Genomic DNA, 18,014 nt, shown 5'->3' on the forward strand with positions numbered 1-18,014 from the left:
TAAATCTCCTTTCTTAAATTTCCTGAAAGCGGTAGCTGTGGCAGCTTTTTTCAATCAACTCCCAATCTAGTTCAGTGCCGATTCCGGGCTTTTCCGGCACGGTGATGACACCGTTGTGGATGGGAAGGTTGCCTTTCATGGGCAGGCGGTAATTATCTTCTGGTACAAAATACTCAAAATACTCGCAATTGCGGATCGCGCAGCTTACATGCACATTGACCAGATCCATATAGTTCATCGTTGTCGTGTGCAGCTCGCAATTCATGCCGAAAGCTTCCGCCATGTGGGCGATCTTCAGTGTCCCCGTAACGCCGTCTTTCCAGCTCACATCTGCGCGCACAATATCCGCCGCGCGCTGCGCAATCACCTGCGCAACCCCCCAATGACAGCCGCGTGTGGTTTCCGTAGCTGCAATCGGGATATCCAGGGCGCGGCACAGCTCGGTGTATTTGTACAGCTCAAAATCGCGGAAGGGTTCCTCAAACCATTTATAGCCCAGGTGCTCGAGCTGGCGCCCCACCAGGATGGCATCTCCCATGGTGTATTCGCCCACAGGGTCGCTCATGAGCACATAATCCGGTCCTACCGCATCGCGGATCGCCTGATGCACCTGCATATCAAATGATACCGGACCGCCCGGATGGGCCTTATAGCCGGGGATGCCTTGGCTTTTGTAGTAAACCGCTTCGTCCACATATTCCTGTACAGTCCCGTGGAAGTTTCCGCTGGCGTAAACCGGCAGGCTCGTCCGATATGCCCCGATGTATTGGTAAAGCGGCAGCCCCGCAGCTTTCGCGCAGATATCCCACAGGGCCACATCTACCGGTCCCGGGAGAAATACAGGGAAAAAGGCCTCATGACGGTCGATGTTCCACAGATCGTGGAAAATAGCCTCTCTGTCATGCGGGTCCCGTCCCAATACAACAGGCGCGATGCTGTCGTGGAGATAGCTTTCACTGACGCCGCCGCTACGCGCCGCCATACAGGTGGAGATGCCTTCAATGCCCGTATCGGTGGTAAGCCGGATTGCAATGACATCCCAGCCCATTTTGGCGCCGCCCTGGCGCTTTTCATCAAACAGGCACTTTCCCCGGTCGATCCACCATGTTTCAAATTTTGCAATAACCATAAATCAAGCCTCCTGTCAAAGAAATTAAAACACCTTCGAAAAAACTGCTTGAATTATATCACAACAGATATTATAATACAAGTGATATATCAGAATTCTTTTCGCAACATTTTTTCTGTAAAAGGAGCATGCTTCATGAAACATTTTCAAAATGACGACGAGATGTTCTCCCTGATGAAAGACAAGCTGTATACGCCGGTTGTAGGGGATATTCTGGATGCGATGGGCTTTGCCCATCAATTTCTTCCTCCTTATCTGCATCCGCTCCGGCCGGATATGAAAATTGCTGGACGAGCCTGCACCGTGTTAGAGCAGGACGTATTTTGCCCACAGAAAAAGCCGTTCGGTTACCTTACCGAAGCGCTCGACCAGCTGAGGCCAAACGACGTGTATTTGGCTACTGGCGCGCATAACAGTGCGCTCTGGGGGGAGCTGCTGACCGCAACAGCCAAAGCGCGCCACGCCGCCGGCGCAGTCGTAGATGGCTATACGCGGGATACGCCGCAAGTCCTCAGCCAAAATTTTCCTGTATTTGCCAAGGACCGGTGGGCGCAGGATTCCAGCATTCGCACCAATGTAGTGGACTTCCGCTGCCCGATTGAAATCGGACAGGTCACGATTCACGATGGGGACGTCGTATTCGCGGATATCGACGGTGTGCTGATTATCCCGCGCGAGGCCGCGGCCGAGTGCATCGGAAAAGCAATCGAAAAGGCGTCCGGTGAAAAGCTTGTACGAAAAGCGATCGAAGAAGGGATGTCCGCCACGGAAGCGTTCGCGAAATTCGGCATTTTATAAATGGACAAAAAGGACGGGAAGCATATTTGGATATGCTCCCCGTCCTTTTCTGTTTTCATGTGTCCCGAATCGCGTTCAGTGAGCGAATCATGGAGTGATTGATGTGTACGATGATCGCGTCACGCACATCCTCCTCGTTTTCGCGCAGCAACGCGTCGATGATGGCGACGTGCTGCTTCAAATCGTCCGAGCGGGTGGCCGATGATCGGGTCACGGCATACATGCCCAGACGCACCTGCTGCACCATGAGGGACTGGTACATATTGATCAATATGGAGTTGCCCGTAATAGCTATCAGGTAAGAGTGGAAATCAGCATCTAGGTTGAACCGTGCTAGGTCGGTCAGCGTGTCGGAGTGCTGGAACTGTGTTTGAAAATCCAGCAGCTTGTCTTTGGAATAAAGCGTTTTATATTCGGTTGTTATGTTTGGTTCCATAAGCTTCCGTGCCTGATACAGCTCGACGACTGACTTTTCGGTATAGGGGGCGATCCGCATCCCCTTGCGCGGGAAAATCTCCACCAGGCCTTCCTTTTGTAATGCCAGAAGCGCTTCGCGCAGAGGCGTCCGGCCAAAGCCAGTCTCATCCAACAGCTCCTTTTCGTTGATCGCCTGTCCCGGCAAATATTGACAGGAAACGATTTTTTCATAAAGATATCTATGCGCCTCGGCAACCATAGATTTCGCTCGTTTTCCCGACACAAAAATACCCCTTTTCCTATTTTTTACCGTCGGAAGCGCTGCCCCAGTCTTCTGACAGAACTTACAATTATCATACAAAAACTTTGGTAAAAAAGCAAGTGGTTAATTTGATATTTTACGGTTGAAATATATTTATTTCTGTTTTATAATATATGTGATATATCAATAAGGCCATTATTCACTCTAAGATCAGAAAGGAATATCTATCTATGGATGCTTCGAAAACTCTTATCAAGGACATACATATTTACCAGGCGGTCAGCAGAATCAGTAAGCCGATCGCGGATGCGACGCACGACATCAGCAAGATCGCGTTCTATGTGCTGGAGGTAGAGAGCGCCAGCGGAGAAATCGGTCAGGGCTACCTGTTAAGCTTCCATTACAGCCCCAATGCTATTGAGGGTGCGCTGAAAGACCTGAGACGCTTTGTTTTGGAGCGCGACTACCGCGTATATGAAACCGCGCAGATACAGAAAGATTACGAGATCGAGAGCGAGTATTTCGGCATCGTCGGCCTACAGCGCTGGGCGCTGGCCACGCTCAATGTCGCCTTGTGGGACGTTTGGAGCCGTATGAACAAACAGCCGATCTACCGCATGTTTGGCTGTCACAGGAAGCCCATTCCGGTATACGGCAGCGGCGGCTGGCTCAGTTATAGCGATGAGGAGCTGGTCGAAGAGGTTGTGGACTATAAGAAGCGAGGCTTTACTGCCGTCAAGATCAAAGTTGGCAGTCCGGATATGGAACGTGATATCCGTCGCCTGCATCTGGTCCGCGAAGCGGTGGGTCCCGAACTGAAGATCATGATGGACGCGAATCAGGGGATGGACGTACCCAGTGCGATCAAGCTGATCAGCCTGGTGGAGGACATCGGTATCTTCTGGTTCGAGGAGCCGGTCGTCAACACGGATTTTGAGGGCTACGCGACCATTCACGCGAAAACGCATATCAGCCTTGCCATGGGAGAGCGGGAATACAGTACCGTGGCGCTGCGCGAGCTGATCGGCCGGCGCGCGCTTGACCTTTGGCAGCCGGACCTGATCCGCCTGGGCGGCGTAGAAGCCTGGCGGGACAGCGCGGCGCTCGCCAACGCCTACAACATTCCGGTGCTGCCGCACTACTACAAGGACTATGATGTGCCGCTGCTGGCTACGGTCTCCAACCCCTATGGTGCGGAGAGCTTTGACTGGATCGACGCCATTATTGACGAGCCGATGACCATTCAAAACGGCTTTGCCCTGCAGCGTGAGGGGGACGGCTGGGGCTTCCGTTTCCTGCCCCAATTCATGACAGAAGTAAAGTAACCCCTATGCTTTGATTGAAAAGAGGTCGATTTACTTGAAAGCCATTGTAATCACCGAGCCCGGGAAGGCAGTAACGGATGAACAGGAGCGCCCAGAAGCGGCAAAAGGAGAGGCGCTTTTGAAAATGCTGGTCGGCGGCGTGTGCGGGAGTGACCTGGCCTCGTTTCGGGGTGCGTCTGCCTATGTCAGCTATCCACGCACGATTGGGCATGAGTTCGCGGCTGAGGTCGTTGCGGTTGAGGATAATCCGTATGGTATCCGGCCGGGCATGGTCGTGACGGGCAATCCCTATTTCAATTGCGGCAAATGCTATAGCTGCCGCCGCGGCTTTGTAAACTGCTGCGTTAATAACCAGACAATGGGTGTGCAGCGTGAAGGCGCATTCAGCGAATACTTTACCATGCCGGTAGAACGCCTGTATGACGGGCAGGGGATCGCGCCGGAGTCTCTTGCGCTGATCGAGCCGTTTTGCATCAGCTATCACGGTGTGAGCCGCGCGGACGTACAGCCAGGCGATAAGGTACTGGTGATCGGTGCGGGTGCGATTGGTATTTTGGCCGGCGTGGCCGCGCGGAGCTTTGGGGCAGAGGTCCACATCACGGATATTGCAAAGGATAAGCTCGAATTGGCAGAGCGCGAGTTCGGTTTCAGCGGGAGCTTCGTGAACGACAGCCCCGACGCCCTACGGGCGTATGTGCAGAAGATCACAAACGGCGACGGCTTTGACGTCACCATTGAAGCGGTTGGAGCCCCGTCGACCTTCTTGGGCTGTGTGGAAGCTGCGGCAAGCCAGGGGCGGATGGTGGTCATCGGTGTCGCGAAGCATAACGCCGATTTCAATTTTTTGGAGCTGCAGCGCAAGGAGCTTAATGTGTTCGGGAGCCGCGGCGCGACAAAAGCGGATTTTGCCGCGACCATGAAGCTGGTAAAGGACGGCTTTGTCGATTTGACCAAGCTGATTTCCCGCGCCTACCCGATCGCAGACGCCGGTGCCGCATTTCAGGACATGGATCAACATTCCGCAGAAATCGTGAAAGCGGAATTTGATTTTAGAAGAGAATAAACCAAGAGGAAAAGAAAGTGAGGAATTACCTATGAAAAGACGTTTTGCAGCTTTGCTTGCCTTGGCGATGTGCCTTGGATCGTTAACGGCTTGCTCCAGCAGCACCCCAAACACGGACACTGCGGATGGCACGGGTAGCGCGGGCGCCGCGAATGCGGCGTCTCCGGTTACGATTCAGGTGGGCTTTGAAAACACCAATGAAGAGCCGATCGGCCAGGCGGTGGAAAAGTGGGCCGAGTTGGTAGAGGAGCAGAGCGGCGGTACCATGAAGCTGGAGCTGTTCGCAAACAGCGCGCTCGGCAGTAAGAGTGAGCTGATCGACCAGATGGTAATGGGCGAAAACATCATCACCATTGCCGATGGCGCGTTCTACGCAGATTACGGCCTGCCGGATATGGGCATCCTGTACGGCCCGTTCTTCTTCGATACCTGGGAGGATGTCTGGACCCTGCTGGACAGCGACTGGTATGCGGACGAATGTGAAAAGCTGAAGGAAAAAGGCTTGACCATCCTTGCGTCCAACTGGATCTATGGTGAGCGTGAGCTGATGACCAAGAGCAAGGTGGTGACGCCTGCTGATATCAAGGGCAAGAAGATCCGTCTGGCGAGCAGCCAGATCTATGTGGAGGGTTTCAATGCGTTGGGTGCCACCGCGGTGCCGATGGCGCTGGGCGATGTGTACACCTCGCTTCAGAATGGCACGCTCGATGGCGTTGAGAACCCGCTCAGCACGCTGTACGGCCAGAGCTTCCAGGAGGTCGCCAAGTACATCCTGATGACCGGCCATATCAAGAACTTTACGACCTGGTGCATTGGAACGGATTTCCTGAACACGCTCTCTGCGGAGCAGCAGGAGCTGCTCTACAGCACTGCCGAGGAAGCCGGCCTTTATAACAACGAACTGCAGGAGCAGGCTGATGAGGAATACCGTCAGATGCTGGTGGACGCAGGCGTCGAGATCACCGAACTGACCGACGACCAGCTTGCCGAGTGGAAAGAAGCCGCGCAGCCCTTCTATGAAATGGGCGACACCTTTGGCTGGAGCGAAGGCCTGTACGACACGGTACAAGCGGCAATGGGCAAATAAACCTTTGGATCGCACAGAAGCAGGAGGGCAATATAATGAAAAAAGTGCTGGACGCACTGGTCAAGGTGGAGGCTGTATTGGCTGCGGCGATCCTAGTAATCCTGATTGCATGTACATTTTTCGGCGTGCTTGCGCGGTATTTGTTCAACAGTCCGTTTACCTGGGAGGAAGAAGTGCAGGTTGCGTGCATGGTATGGATCACCTTCCTGGCCGCGCCCGTCGCGTTCCACACCAAGAGCCATGTCGCGATCGAAATATTGGTGGATGCATTTCCGCAAAAGGTGCAGCGTGTGATAGAAGTGCTGATCATGATCCTGATGTATGCGATCCTGATTTATTTCTTCTTCCGCAGCCTGGAATTTATCAGCGTACTGGCCCGCACGGGTCGCAAAACGCCGATTTTGATGGCGCCCTATTCCGTGATTTACGGAGTAGCGCCGGTATCCATCATCCTCATGCTGATCAGCTATACTTATGAAACCGTAAAGAAAGTATTCCTTACCCCGGCTCAAAACGAAAAGGAGGAAGCATAATCATGAATACTCCTGTCGTTATGATGGTCATTGCGCTGCTTGTTCTTTTATTTATGAAAGTACCGGTGTTTGCATCGGTTTTGGGTGCGTCAATCGTGTATTTCGTCATGAGCCCGGGCATTAACTCGGCCGTGTTCGCGCAGCAGGCGATCACGGGCGCGGAAAGCGTTACTCTTTTGGCGATCCCGTTCTTTGTATGCGCGGGTGTCCTGATGAACTATACGGGTGTCACCAAGCGCATCATGGATTTCTGCTCGGTACTGACCGGCCGCATGTACGGCGGTCTAAGCCAGGTCAATATCCTGCTCTCCACGCTGATGGGCGGACTGTCCGGATCCGCGCTGGCTGATGCCGCAATGGAGGCGAAAATGCTTGTCCCAGAAATGGAGAAAAAAGGGATCAGCAAGTCTTTCTCCACGGTTGTGACCGCAGCGTCTTCTATGATCACCCCGCTGATCCCGCCCGGAATCGGCCTGATCCTGTACGGCTGTATTGCCAACGTATCGATCGGTAAGCTGTTCGTCGCCGGAATCGGACCCGGTTTGTTGCTGTGCATTACGATGATGTTCATGGTATCCCTGATCTCGAGGAAGCGTAAGTACCTGCCGCTCCGCACCACGAAAATGACCGGCGATATGTTCTGGTCTTCTTCCAAACCTGCGATTTTGCCGCTGTGCCTGCCTATCATTATTATCGGCGGCGTGCGTCTGGGCATTTTCACCGCGACTGAGGCCGGTGCGGTGGCTATCGCGTATTCGCTTCTGCTGGGCATCCTTTACCATGACCTGAGCGCAAAGCAATTTGCACAGGGGCTTCAGGAAACGTTGACGACGACATCTTCTATCATGCTGATCGTTGCCGCCGCGTCCACGTTCTCATGGATTCTGACCAAGGAGATGATCCCTCAGCAATTTACCGAGTGGATGATCAATGTGATCGACAATAAGTGGGTTTTCTTGGTTGCGGTGGATGTATTCCTGATTATTGTAGGCATGTTTGTCGAGGGCAATGCCAGCATGATTGTCCTGGTTCCGTTGTTCGCGCCTGCAGCGGCAGCGTATGGGCTGGATCCCATCCATTTTGCGATGGTATTTATTTTCGCCAATGCGATCGGCGCGTTTACGCCGCCGATGGGAACGCTGATGTTCGTAGCCTGCGGCGTCACAGAATGTAAAACAAAGGATTTTATCAAGGAGGCAGTGCCGTTTTATCTGTTGCTGGCCGGATGCTTGCTCGCCTTGACCTTTGTTCCAGTTTTCTCGACCGGCTTGGTAAACCTGATTTATTGATTGGATAGTTCGCTTGTTACAACTTTTTTCATATCCGCAAAGCGGCCGTATTTCAATGATACGGCCGCTTTGCTTTTTTGCTCAAAGGCCGATTAAGAAAACTAAACTTTTTTGACAAATTGACGATATTATCTATATATCTTGATAGGGGGAGAACATATTGAAAAAACTGAAGCTGGCGTCCAAGCTGGCAATCTGGATTGGCATGGCACTTTTTGTTGCTTTGGGGGCGCTGGTAGCGGTAACGGTCTTTACGACGCAGTCGGCTATTCAAAAAGGGATTTCTGGCGAACTGTCCTCATTGGCAGAAGCAAACGGAGAAGCAGTTCAGAATATTTTCAATTCGGTAGAAAATGCGGCGCAGGGAATGCAGAACTATATGGAGGACGCCTTTGAAAAAGCGGTGCAGAAGCCGGAGGAAAATACCGTGCCGCAATCACCGGAAGCGGCGGCGTTGTTTCAGAGTGAATTGTATAGCGGGAAAAACCTGACGCCTATCTCGCACAGTGCGGAGCAGTTTATTGTGCAAACGGCGCGCAATCTGGTAAAAGAGAACAATGGCATCATCGGTGTTGGCGTTATGTTTGAACCGTATGCGTTTGAAAGCGATATACGGGATTATGGCTTTTATATTGATACCAATACCGTGGATTCTTCGTTTACCCCCTATCAGTCTTATGAAGATTATGCGAAGGAAGCTTCCTACATGATACCAGTGCAGGAAAAACGATCCTATATTTCACAGCCATATTCGTATGGGGAGGGGCTGGTCGTATCCTATGGAACGCCGATCCTGCATAACAATAAGGTGCTGGGTACGGTAATAGCCAGCGTGGACCTCAATGCTTTTGCGGAAACTAAAACATCGAGCGATAACTATTCCTCAATGTGGGTAACGATATGCAACGGCAGCGGCAGCATTGTCTGGGACAGTGAGACGCTGGATGATGTGGGCAAAAATATTGTGACGGATTTTACGGTGGATGAGAAGCAAAAGCAGGAATTGTCCGATCGTATGGCCGCACAGACTGCGTTCTCGATGGAGAAAGAACGTCCGGACGGTACAGAAACGACGGTGTTCTATTGCCCTGTTAAAGTAGGGGGCGAAACATGGTGGTCCTCGACCGGACTGTATACGTCAGATGCACAGCGGGCTGTCCGTAGTACCACCATGCTTCTTCTCCTTCTTTCCGCACTGGCGCTCGTATTGATCCTGCTGACGGTTACCATGGTGCTGAAACGTATGCTGGCACCGGTGCAGCATGTGGTTCAGGCCGCAAGAGGGATTGCCGAAGGCGATCTGGATATCCACCTTGATGCATCATCTCAGGATGAGATAGGAAGCCTGTCAAAAGCCTTTCAGGATATGGTGGAAAGTCTGAAAGCAATCATTGGGGACATCAATTATCTTCTGAATGAGATGAGCGCCGGCAATTTCCGTATTCACACACGGGAAGAAGCACACTATGTAGGCGCGTACCAAAGCATTTTGCTGGCGGTACGGCAGATTAACCGTACGCTGAGCGATACGTTGAACCGCATTAATGGAGCGGCCGATCAGGTGGCGGCTGGTTCTGCGCAGGTATCCAACGGCGCACAGGCGCTTGCGCAGGGAGCAACCGAACAGGCGAGCGCGGTACAGGAGCTGTCTGCCACGATCGACGATATTTCGAATGGTAGTCGGCATACGGCTGCCATGGCGCTGAAGGCTAAGGATGCGGTCGATCATGCAGGCGAGGAACTGAAGTTGAGCAATGAATCCATTGCGAAAATGAGCGAAGCTATGCAGAATATATCCGAAGCTTCACAGGAAATCGGGAAGATTATCGCCACAATTGAAAACATTGCATTCCAGACGAATATACTTGCCCTGAACGCGGCGGTGGAAGCCGCACGCGCTGGTTCGGCAGGGAAAGGCTTTGCAGTCGTTGCAGACGAAGTGCGGAACCTTGCTTCCAAATCCGACCAAGCGGCAAAAGCGACAAAGGAGCTGGTGGAAAGATCGATTTGCGCGGTAGATGATGGCGTAGAAATAATGCAGAGTGTGACGGAAGCCGTCTCCCGTGTGCTGGACTCTGCAGGAAGCGCGGTATCTGGTATGGATGAGGTGGCTGTAGCTGTGGAGAAGCAGAGTGATTCGATCGTGCAGATCCAGCAGGGGATTGACCAGATATCCAGTGTTGTGCAGACTAATTCCGCAACTGCAGAGCAATCGGCTGCGGCAAGTGAGGAATTGTCGGGGCAGGCGCAGATGCTGAAAGGACTGATCGACAGGTTTAAACTGCGTGATCAGGGAGAACGATGAATAGGAAGGAAAATACCACAGGCATATGGCCTGTGGTATTTTTTGTGTGATGTGAGAGGGTACGCCTCCTGAAAAAATTTCTTGAGAAAAAATAAATAATAAATAAGAATATGCATATACAAAAATAAAACGAAATATGTTACTTTATCACAAATAAACAAATGAAAAGTTGTCATAATATATGAAAAATATAATAGGATAGAAAAGAGATTGACAGATCAAGCGGGTGGTGTTATATTTTGTTTAACAGGAAACAAAAAGAGGTGGAAATGTGGAAAACTTTTACCAGGAAACAGAAACAATTATGGTTCGCCTCTTTAACTGCTATACCAATTTGCAGCGCTCTAAACATGAATACTGCCCAGGGGTGGAGTTGTATCCGTCCGAGATTCATGCGATAGAATGCATTGCGGCGACCCGAGCGCTCAATCTGACGGAGCTCTCTAATCAGCTGGGATTGACGAAAGGTGCTGTGTCCAAAAGCGTTGGAAAGCTCGAGAAAATTGGACTACTGCGCCGCTACAAATATGTAAGTAATCAAAAGGAAGTATACTTCCATCTGACAGAGCTTGGAGTACAGGCGTATGAAGGGCATAAGCGCTACCATGAGGCGATGGATCGCGTGATGGAACAGTATGGGGAAGCGGTATCAAAAGAAAAGGGGGAGGAAATATTGCACTTTCTGCAGCTTTATCTGGAACAGATGCAAACATTGGGATGAAGAAGTGTGTTTGATTTTCAAAAGGGAGGTTTTTCTATGGATGTTATTCTTTCGTCGGCATCCCATCACGCAATGCTGTTTGCCTATTTGGCAAAACGGACGATAGATGCTTTTGGAGAGGCGGGCAAGGCTGCGGTAACGGCTGGTGTAAGGCATTATGGTGAGCAGCGGGGGCGCCGCATGGCGCTGCGCACGCAGGCGGATGGAAATCCGCTCGATGTGGAAAACTATCTGGTTTATGGCGAATGGGAGGCTTTCCCAGGGCAAATGGATCTTCGTTTCCCGCAATATGCACCGGAGGTACATATGGAAAACCATTGCTGCCCGTGGTATACCGAATGGAGTAAGCGTGGACTGCTGGAGTACGGAAGCTATTACTGCAAGGATGTAGACGCAGCGCTGGCACGCGGTTATAACGGAATGGAACTGAAGCTGCTGGCGAACCGGACACTGGGGGATGAGTTCTGCGATTTTATTTTTGACGGTTGCGGTGTGTCGACAGAACGGATGGAGGCGTTTGCAGAAAAACGGAACAAAATTGGCGGAAAAGCAAAAATGCCGTGGGAATATCATGTAGGCCATCTGTATAGTGCGATGCGGCAGGCGATTGTCTCCGCATTTGGCAAAGACGGAGAAAATGCCGTTGCGTTGGCAATGGAAGACTACAAAGAGGAATACGGCAAGGCAGCGCATGACTTGGTGCTCGAGTATGCGGATATTGATTATGACGCGATGCCTGCTTATGAGGGCATCGGAGACTGAGGAGTGTTTTTATGCTGCAGGATTTTGGGCGTATTATAGAGACTGATGTCGTTGCGGTCGGCGGCTCTGGTGCAGGCATCACAGCTGCAGTTTATGCTGCGCGTGCTGGCGCGCGAGTTGCCTTGGTTTCCAAGGGGAAAATTGGAGTGAGCGGCAATGCGATCATGGCCGGAGGCGGCTTTGGTGTGGATGGAGAGAGCGGCAAAAACCTGCTGCACCTGGATTTTGCTGACCCCTCTTTTACGAAGGAACGACTGTTCGACTGTATTGTGAAAGAATCATTTTATCTGGCAGACCAAAATATGGTGCGGCAGTATGTCGACGACGGGCCGATCGTGATGAAAGATTATCTGGGATGGGCCGAGCGAGCGGGACAGGACTTCTTCTGCTGTCCGCCAGCCAACTGGATTGCCTCCGGACTGAGCTTTACCAAAGCATTGGTACAAGGGTTGAAAGAAACCGCAGGCATTCAGACGTTTGAAGACATGATGATCGTTGAAGTGCTCACAAATGAAAAAACGGTCTGCGGCGCAGTTGGTATAGACATATATACTGGCGAGGCGGTTCTGTTCCGCACAAAGGCTGTTGTAATTGGAACCGGCGGCTATATGCCGTTTTCGATGAACAACACCGTGACTGATATGACTGGGGATGGGCCGGCAATGGCGTACAGGGCCGGCGCCCGGCTGACAGATATGGAATTTATCCTTTCGTTCCCGACTGCGGTGGTGCCGCAGGAGATGAGAGGCTCGATCTATCCTTATGTGTTTGAGTATAACATGCGCAATCTCAAATACACGATCAGGGACAAAAACGGCGATCCGTTGCCTATACCGGAGGAGGTCGTTAAGTTGTCTCGTGGAGGAAAGCTGAGTAAACTGGTCACCTCCTATTATTTCGGTTATGCGGCGGATCAAGGATTGGCGGGGCCGAATGGGGGATTCTTCTACGACTATTCTGCCAATAGCCGCGAAGAGAAAGAGGCAGGACTAAAGATTTTCTATGACCGGTTTGACCGGTGGCACAGGCATGGGTACTACAAGGGTGAGAGTCTGGCAACGGTCGAGCGGATGCTATTTGCAGACGAACCGATTGAGGTTGGTATTGGCGCGGAGTACTGCATGGGCGGCGTTGAAATTGACGACCAGATGCAGACAGGCGTAGATGGTCTGTACGTCGCGGGAGAAGCAGGCAGCGGCGTGTTCGGAGCCTGCCGAGTAGGGGATGGCCTTGTGGAGATGATGTGCCAAGGAATGCGTGCGGGCCGGAATGCTGCGGCATATGCGGAGCAAAGCAAGCTCCATGCTCTGGATGAAGCACAGTCAGCACAATGCTTAAACAAAATATTTGGTATTTTTGAACATCGAGGCGGAATGAACGCCTTGACGCTCTATGAGGAAATACAGAAAGCATGTGATGAGGGCTTCGGGCTGATTCGCAGTGAGGAAAGACTGAAAAAGGCGCTGCGGCGCATAGAAGAACTGGAGGCAGAGTGGAAAAACGTAACGCTGGTCAGCCAGAGCAGAGCGTACAATCTGGAATGGCTCGGCGCACTGCAGACACAGAATCTTCTGACCTGTTGTAAGGCAGGTATTTTGGCAGCAATCGAGCGTAAGGAAAGCCGCGGATGTCACATCCGCAAGGATTATCCGCAGGTGGATCATGATAATTATCTGATAAAATATGTTCACCATGACGAGGGCGGCGAAATGAAAACCGAAATACGCAGGCCGATTGTGGATCGCATGCCGCTGCCGACGGGCAAACGGGAAAACGTGATCGAATATTTCCTGGATCCCGCCCTGAAATATAAACGATGAGAAAGGGGCGTATCGAATGAAAGTGTTAATCGACCGGTATGATCCGGATACCGGACTGCGGCGGACGGATACCTTTGAAGTCGAGAATTCAGCCTGTGAGGGTATGACGGTAATGGGGCTGCTTAACCATATTTCGCTTCATTGTGATTCGACCCTGGCGTATTACCATCACAGCGTATGCGATCATGGTATTTGCGGACGGTGTACGCTGTCGGTAAATGGTAAGGTACGGCTTGCCTGTCTTACACCGGTAACCGGATATCAGGAACTCCATTTGGCACCGGCTGCAGGGCGTGTCGTAATACGGGATTTGGTGACAAAATAGATCATTTCACAAAAAGATTAAGTGGGTATTAAAGGAGGAAAGTAGCATGGCGAACCAGACACCGCAGAAAAACGTAGATGACTTTCAACTTCCAAAAGGCGGACTGATTAAAAAGCTGTTGTATATCATGGCGTTTGTTGGACCGGCTTCCATGATTTGCTCCACTTCAATGGGACCTGGCACAGCAACATCCTGTATTCAGGCAGGCTCCTTGTTTGGTTATGACTTGTTGTGGGTGGTTGTTTTAAGTGGTATCATGTGCGGCGGCGTGGCGTATATCGGCGCAAAAGTAACAGCGATCTCCGGACAGAATGTGTTCGACTTTATCCGGGGGAAAATCGGCAAGGTAGCCTCTACCATCCTGTTCATCGTTGTGCTGTGTACATGGTATATGGTTATTTATAGCCAGGGTTCCACAATGCGCCATTTAAACGATATCATGTTTGGCGAGCAGGCAGCATCCATCGTGTATGTGGTGACTATCCTGATTATCGCGTATTTGTATGTGGCCAGCTCAAATAACCGGATTATAAAAATCGCATCGGTCATGTGTACCCTGATGGCAATTATATTCTTTATCAATGTGTTTTTTGTCCGGCCGGATGCAGGACAGCTTGCGACCGGCATTATCCCCAAGCTGCCGTCCGGTGTAGAGCAGGCCGTCATTATCGCGGGTATAATCGGTGGTTCTGCGCCAGGCACCTCGGCGCTTTGGTATTCGTACTCGGTGAAAAATCAGAAATGGGATAAGCCCTCGGCGCTGGGCTTCATCAAATATGACCAGATCGTTTTTGCAACCATGTTTACGATCTTCAGCCTTGGTATCTTCCTCTCCGGTGCAGCAGTGCTGCATCCTGCGGGGATTCAGGTGGATTCTGCTCTTGACGCAGCGAAAGCGATCGAACCGCTGGCAGGCTCCTTTGGTACTTATATTTTTGTTGCCGGCTTCTGGGGCGCGGTCTTTACTACAATCGGCGGTATGAGCACGTTGGCGTCTTACTGCATTAACTCATTGTGCCATATCAGTGAGGATAACTCGGATATCAAGGTCCGCCGGCTGATTCTGATCGGTATTGTTATTAGCCTGATCGGCGGCCTTTCGGGCGGCAATGCCATGAACCTGTTGGTCAATGTAATGGGCCTGCTGAATGTGGGTGGATTGGTGATCATCTGCATCCTGACATTCTTCACGAGCAGTAAAAAGTTTGCAGGTGAGTATAAGAACAAATGGTATACCACGCTGATGGGTATTATCATTCTGGCTTTTAATGTATATTCTGCCTGGACATATGTCGCGCGTTTCCTGTAATAATGTGTTTTGGGGATATCCTCATAGGACCCTCCTGTGAGGATATCCTTATCTGGAACAAAGAGAGGAAGATGAGGCTTGGAATTAGAAAAGCGGGTAGCAATTGTAACAGGGGCCAGCTCCGGCATTGGTGCGGTGATAGCCCGATTTTACCTGAACGAGGGTGCGTTCGTATATGGATGTGGTCTGGAGACGTGTGCGGATATCACAGATGAGAATTTTGCCTACCAGAAAGCGAATATTTGTGACGAGGTACAGGCCGCCGCGGTGGTAAAGGGTTGTCAGGAGAAATTTGGGCATGTCGATATTCTGGTTAATTGTGCAGGTGTGACGGGGATTGGCACAATCGATAATACATCGGTCGAAGAATTTCGACGCCAGTTTGAGATCAATGTATTCGGTGTGTACACCATGACTAAAGCGGCGATCGACGCGATACGCTGCTCAGAGTATGCGGTAATTATCAATATCGTCTCCGAGCTGGGTGTGAAATGTATCCCGGAACGGGTTGCATATTGCCCGTCCAAAGCGGCGGTGGAGATGCTGACCCGCTGCTTGGCAGTCGACTGTGGACCGAGGGTGCGCGTCAATGGTATTCTGCCCGGCCTGACAGAGACGCCGATGACAAAAATGCGCTATGAAAATGCTCCCGATCCGGAGGCGGAAAGGCAAAAAACACGTAACCGCTATATCCTGAAGCGGATGTGTACGCCGGAGGACGTGGCGAATGGCGCGGTATTCCTTGCCTCCGACCGTGCTTCGTTTATCACGGGCGATATGCTGGCGGTTTGCGGCGGCGGACAGTTTATAACTACCCAGTAAACAGGAGAAATGGTATGAATATTTTGGAAGAGGCTGGGCGGCATCAGGAACGCCTGATTAGCCTGCGGCGTGATATCCACCGGCATCCAGAATTGAGTTGGAAAGAAACCCGTACACAGGGCGTCATCTGCCGCGAGCTGGATGAGCTGGGAATTCCTTATGAAAAGGTGTGTGGTACGGGTGTGATCGCAGTGCTGCGGGGCGAGCGGTCTGGCCCAGTGGTAGGGCTTCGTGCGGATATGGATGCGCTGCCAATTACGGAAAAGGGAAAGGCAGAATATTCGTCTGAAAATCAGGGTGTCATGCATGCCTGTGGACACGATTGCCATGTTGCCATGCTCTTGGTGGCTGCACGGATTTTGAAAGCGCACGAAAATGAGCTTTGCGGCACGATCAAGTTAATCTTTCAGCCGGCAGAGGAGGTAATAGAAGGGGCTCATGCGATGTATACGTTACCCCAGCTTGCAGATGTCGAGCAGATTTTTGGGGCTCATGTATGGATCGACCTTCCGGTCGGCATGATTTCGGCGGAGGTTGGCCCCCGCATGGCGAGCGCGGACAACATTTACCTGACGGTGGAAGGAAAAAGCGCACATGGTGCGCAGCCGCACCAGTCAGCCGATGCGATCGTGGCCGCCTGTGCAATTGTAAACGCCTTGCAGACCGTTGTGAGCCGTACCGTGGATCCGCTTGAGCCAGCCGTCGTGACGATCGGAACGATCGCCGGTGGAACCTCGTCGAATATTATTGCCAACGAGGTTAAGCTTTCGGGAACGGTAAGATCGTTCCAGCCAGCGGTGCGCGACGCAGTGGAGCGGAGGCTGGAGCAAATCGCCTGCACGACCGCACAGGCCTATGGAACCACCTGCCGTTTTGAATACCGCCGCTGCACTCCTGCAACGATCAATGAAGCGGCATCGACCGAGATCGCGCGCAAAGCAGTCAAAACATTGTTCGGCGACAGCGCGCTTGCACATTTGAAAGAAACCACAGGTGGAGAGGATTTCGCATGGTTCCTGGAGCGGATACCGGGATGTTATGTATTCGTTGGCGCACGCAATGAGGAAACAGGAAAATGCTGGCCCCATCATCATGAATGCTTTGATGTCGACGAACAGGCCTTGGTCAACGGCGCGGCCGTTCTGGCACAGGTCGGCTTGGATGCAGGTATGAAAAGGAGTGTGCAGAAATGAGTGATAAGATCAACTTCTCGGCTGCGTTCAATAAAACCAAAGAAGAGCTTTTGTCGATGGATGAAACCGAATTTCGCGCCCGATTCCGAGAACGCTGCCATCATACCATGGAGATACAGGTGTATGCGGCTGCATACCGGGGACGGACGCTGTCGGCGGATCAACCAAAAACCGCACGACTGTTTATGGAAGTCTGGCGGGAAAGAGGGTTGCCTGAAACTCTGCCTGAGTATGTATTTGCATCCAAGCTGTTATCGTTTGCTGAGGAATTGATACAAGGAGGAAACCTTGATTTGACGCCTTACGCGCCTGCTCCCCTATCTGAGGAGGCACGGCAAGGATTTGAGCGTGTCCTGTATGAGCGCCGTTCGGTGCGGGAATGGAGTGAGGAAAAAGTACCGGACGAGTTGATTAAGAAGGTGCTGAAAGCAGGGTTGTGGGCAGCACATGCATGCAATTTGCAGTCAATACGGTATCTTGTAATTCGTGAAGAAAACTGTCCAGGCCTGTTCCGCGGAAGCGATATCCCAGGGGGGCCGGTACATATCGTGCTTTTACAGGATATGCGCGTGTACCGTGCCAATCCAGTCATGCCAGAGAGCAACCAGCTTTTGGATGCCGGGGCCGCAGGGCAGAATCTTGTACTTGCCGCACATGCCTATGGGCTGGGCGGATGCTGGCTCACTTTCACAAGCGAGCAGATGAAACAGCGCATCAGGGAACATGTGGGATTGCCGGAGGAGATTCGAATGACGACCTATGTGGATGTAGGATTCCCAGACCAATCACCATATCCGCCGCAGAGGATATCGGTAGAGGAAGCAGTTTTCCACTGGGAATGAGAAATATTGGAG

Annotated in this window: 17 protein-coding genes; 15 read left to right on the forward strand and 2 right to left on the reverse strand. The window is 51.7% G+C overall.

Annotated features, from left to right (window positions below):
• Nucleotides 1-13: 13 nt before the first annotated feature.
• Nucleotides 14-1,129: an enolase C-terminal domain-like protein gene (locus DBQ51_RS11630; RefSeq protein ID WP_054328205.1), complete on the reverse strand. Its 1,116-nt coding sequence runs from the start codon at nt 1,127-1,129 to the stop codon at nt 14-16.
• Between the two features lie 135 nt (nt 1,130-1,264).
• Here DBQ51_RS11630 and DBQ51_RS11635 point away from each other — a divergent pair, with 135 nt between their 5' ends.
• The gene (locus tag DBQ51_RS11635) at nt 1,265-1,927 is read left to right on the forward strand and encodes an RraA family protein (protein ID WP_054328206.1); all 663 of its coding nucleotides are present in this window, start codon (nt 1,265-1,267) and stop codon (nt 1,925-1,927) included.
• Nucleotides 1,928-1,982: 55 nt separating this feature from the next.
• Here the strand turns inward: DBQ51_RS11635 and DBQ51_RS11640 are convergent, their stop codons facing one another.
• Nucleotides 1,983-2,627 (reverse strand): GntR family transcriptional regulator, encoded by a 645-nt coding sequence (locus tag DBQ51_RS11640; protein WP_242977913.1) that lies wholly within the window; start codon nt 2,625-2,627, stop codon nt 1,983-1,985.
• Nucleotides 2,628-2,836: 209 nt separating this feature from the next.
• Here DBQ51_RS11640 and DBQ51_RS11645 point away from each other — a divergent pair, with 209 nt between their 5' ends.
• The 14 genes from DBQ51_RS11645 to DBQ51_RS11710 all read left to right on the forward strand — a co-directional run bounded on the left by DBQ51_RS11645 (nt 2,837) and on the right by DBQ51_RS11710 (nt 18,002).
• On the forward strand, nt 2,837-3,931 hold the full coding sequence (locus tag DBQ51_RS11645; RefSeq protein ID WP_054328208.1) for a mandelate racemase/muconate lactonizing enzyme family protein: 1,095 nt from the start codon (nt 2,837-2,839) through the stop codon (nt 3,929-3,931).
• A gap of 34 nt (nt 3,932-3,965) precedes the next feature.
• A complete protein-coding gene (locus DBQ51_RS11650) occupies nt 3,966-4,994 on the forward strand; it encodes a zinc-binding alcohol dehydrogenase family protein (RefSeq protein ID WP_107631639.1) in 1,029 nt (342 codons plus the stop codon).
• A gap of 31 nt (nt 4,995-5,025) precedes the next feature.
• Entirely contained in the window at nt 5,026-6,081 is a 1,056-nt protein-coding gene (locus DBQ51_RS11655; protein ID WP_107631640.1) for a C4-dicarboxylate TRAP transporter substrate-binding protein, read from the forward strand.
• 35 nt (nt 6,082-6,116) lie between these two features.
• The gene (locus DBQ51_RS11660; protein WP_054328211.1) at nt 6,117-6,614 is read left to right on the forward strand and encodes a TRAP transporter small permease; all 498 of its coding nucleotides are present in this window, start codon (nt 6,117-6,119) and stop codon (nt 6,612-6,614) included.
• Between the two features lie 2 nt (nt 6,615-6,616).
• Complete coding sequence (locus DBQ51_RS11665) at nt 6,617-7,903, forward strand: TRAP transporter large permease (RefSeq protein WP_107631641.1); 1,287 nt, start codon at nt 6,617-6,619, stop codon at nt 7,901-7,903.
• A gap of 160 nt (nt 7,904-8,063) precedes the next feature.
• Entirely contained in the window at nt 8,064-10,208 is a 2,145-nt protein-coding gene (locus tag DBQ51_RS11670; protein WP_242977915.1) for a methyl-accepting chemotaxis protein, read from the forward strand.
• 271 nt (nt 10,209-10,479) lie between these two features.
• On the forward strand, nt 10,480-10,929 hold the full coding sequence (locus DBQ51_RS11675) for a MarR family transcriptional regulator (RefSeq protein ID WP_054328213.1): 450 nt from the start codon (nt 10,480-10,482) through the stop codon (nt 10,927-10,929).
• A gap of 36 nt (nt 10,930-10,965) precedes the next feature.
• The gene (locus tag DBQ51_RS11680; RefSeq protein ID WP_107631642.1) at nt 10,966-11,691 is read left to right on the forward strand and encodes an L-2-amino-thiazoline-4-carboxylic acid hydrolase; all 726 of its coding nucleotides are present in this window, start codon (nt 10,966-10,968) and stop codon (nt 11,689-11,691) included.
• Between the two features lie 11 nt (nt 11,692-11,702).
• The gene (locus tag DBQ51_RS11685) at nt 11,703-13,511 is read left to right on the forward strand and encodes an FAD-dependent oxidoreductase (protein WP_107631643.1); all 1,809 of its coding nucleotides are present in this window, start codon (nt 11,703-11,705) and stop codon (nt 13,509-13,511) included.
• A 16-nt stretch (nt 13,512-13,527) separates the two neighbouring features.
• Complete coding sequence (locus DBQ51_RS11690) at nt 13,528-13,836, forward strand: 2Fe-2S iron-sulfur cluster-binding protein (RefSeq protein ID WP_082397373.1); 309 nt, start codon at nt 13,528-13,530, stop codon at nt 13,834-13,836.
• 46 nt (nt 13,837-13,882) lie between these two features.
• Complete coding sequence (locus DBQ51_RS11695) at nt 13,883-15,145, forward strand: Nramp family divalent metal transporter (protein ID WP_054328216.1); 1,263 nt, start codon at nt 13,883-13,885, stop codon at nt 15,143-15,145.
• A gap of 78 nt (nt 15,146-15,223) precedes the next feature.
• The gene (locus DBQ51_RS11700; protein WP_107631644.1) at nt 15,224-15,967 is read left to right on the forward strand and encodes an SDR family NAD(P)-dependent oxidoreductase; all 744 of its coding nucleotides are present in this window, start codon (nt 15,224-15,226) and stop codon (nt 15,965-15,967) included.
• A gap of 14 nt (nt 15,968-15,981) precedes the next feature.
• Complete coding sequence (locus DBQ51_RS11705; protein ID WP_054328218.1) at nt 15,982-17,160, forward strand: M20 metallopeptidase family protein; 1,179 nt, start codon at nt 15,982-15,984, stop codon at nt 17,158-17,160.
• Nucleotides 17,157-18,002, forward strand: a complete 846-nt coding sequence (locus DBQ51_RS11710; RefSeq protein WP_054328219.1) for a nitroreductase family protein — start codon at nt 17,157-17,159, stop codon at nt 18,000-18,002. Before DBQ51_RS11705 ends, DBQ51_RS11710 begins: the two co-directional genes overlap by 4 nt.
• The last annotated feature ends 12 nt before the right edge of the window (nt 18,003-18,014 follow it).

The organism is Agathobaculum massiliense (assembly GCF_900291975.1).
Lineage (GTDB): Bacteria > Bacillota > Clostridia > Oscillospirales > Butyricicoccaceae > Agathobaculum > Agathobaculum ammoniilyticum.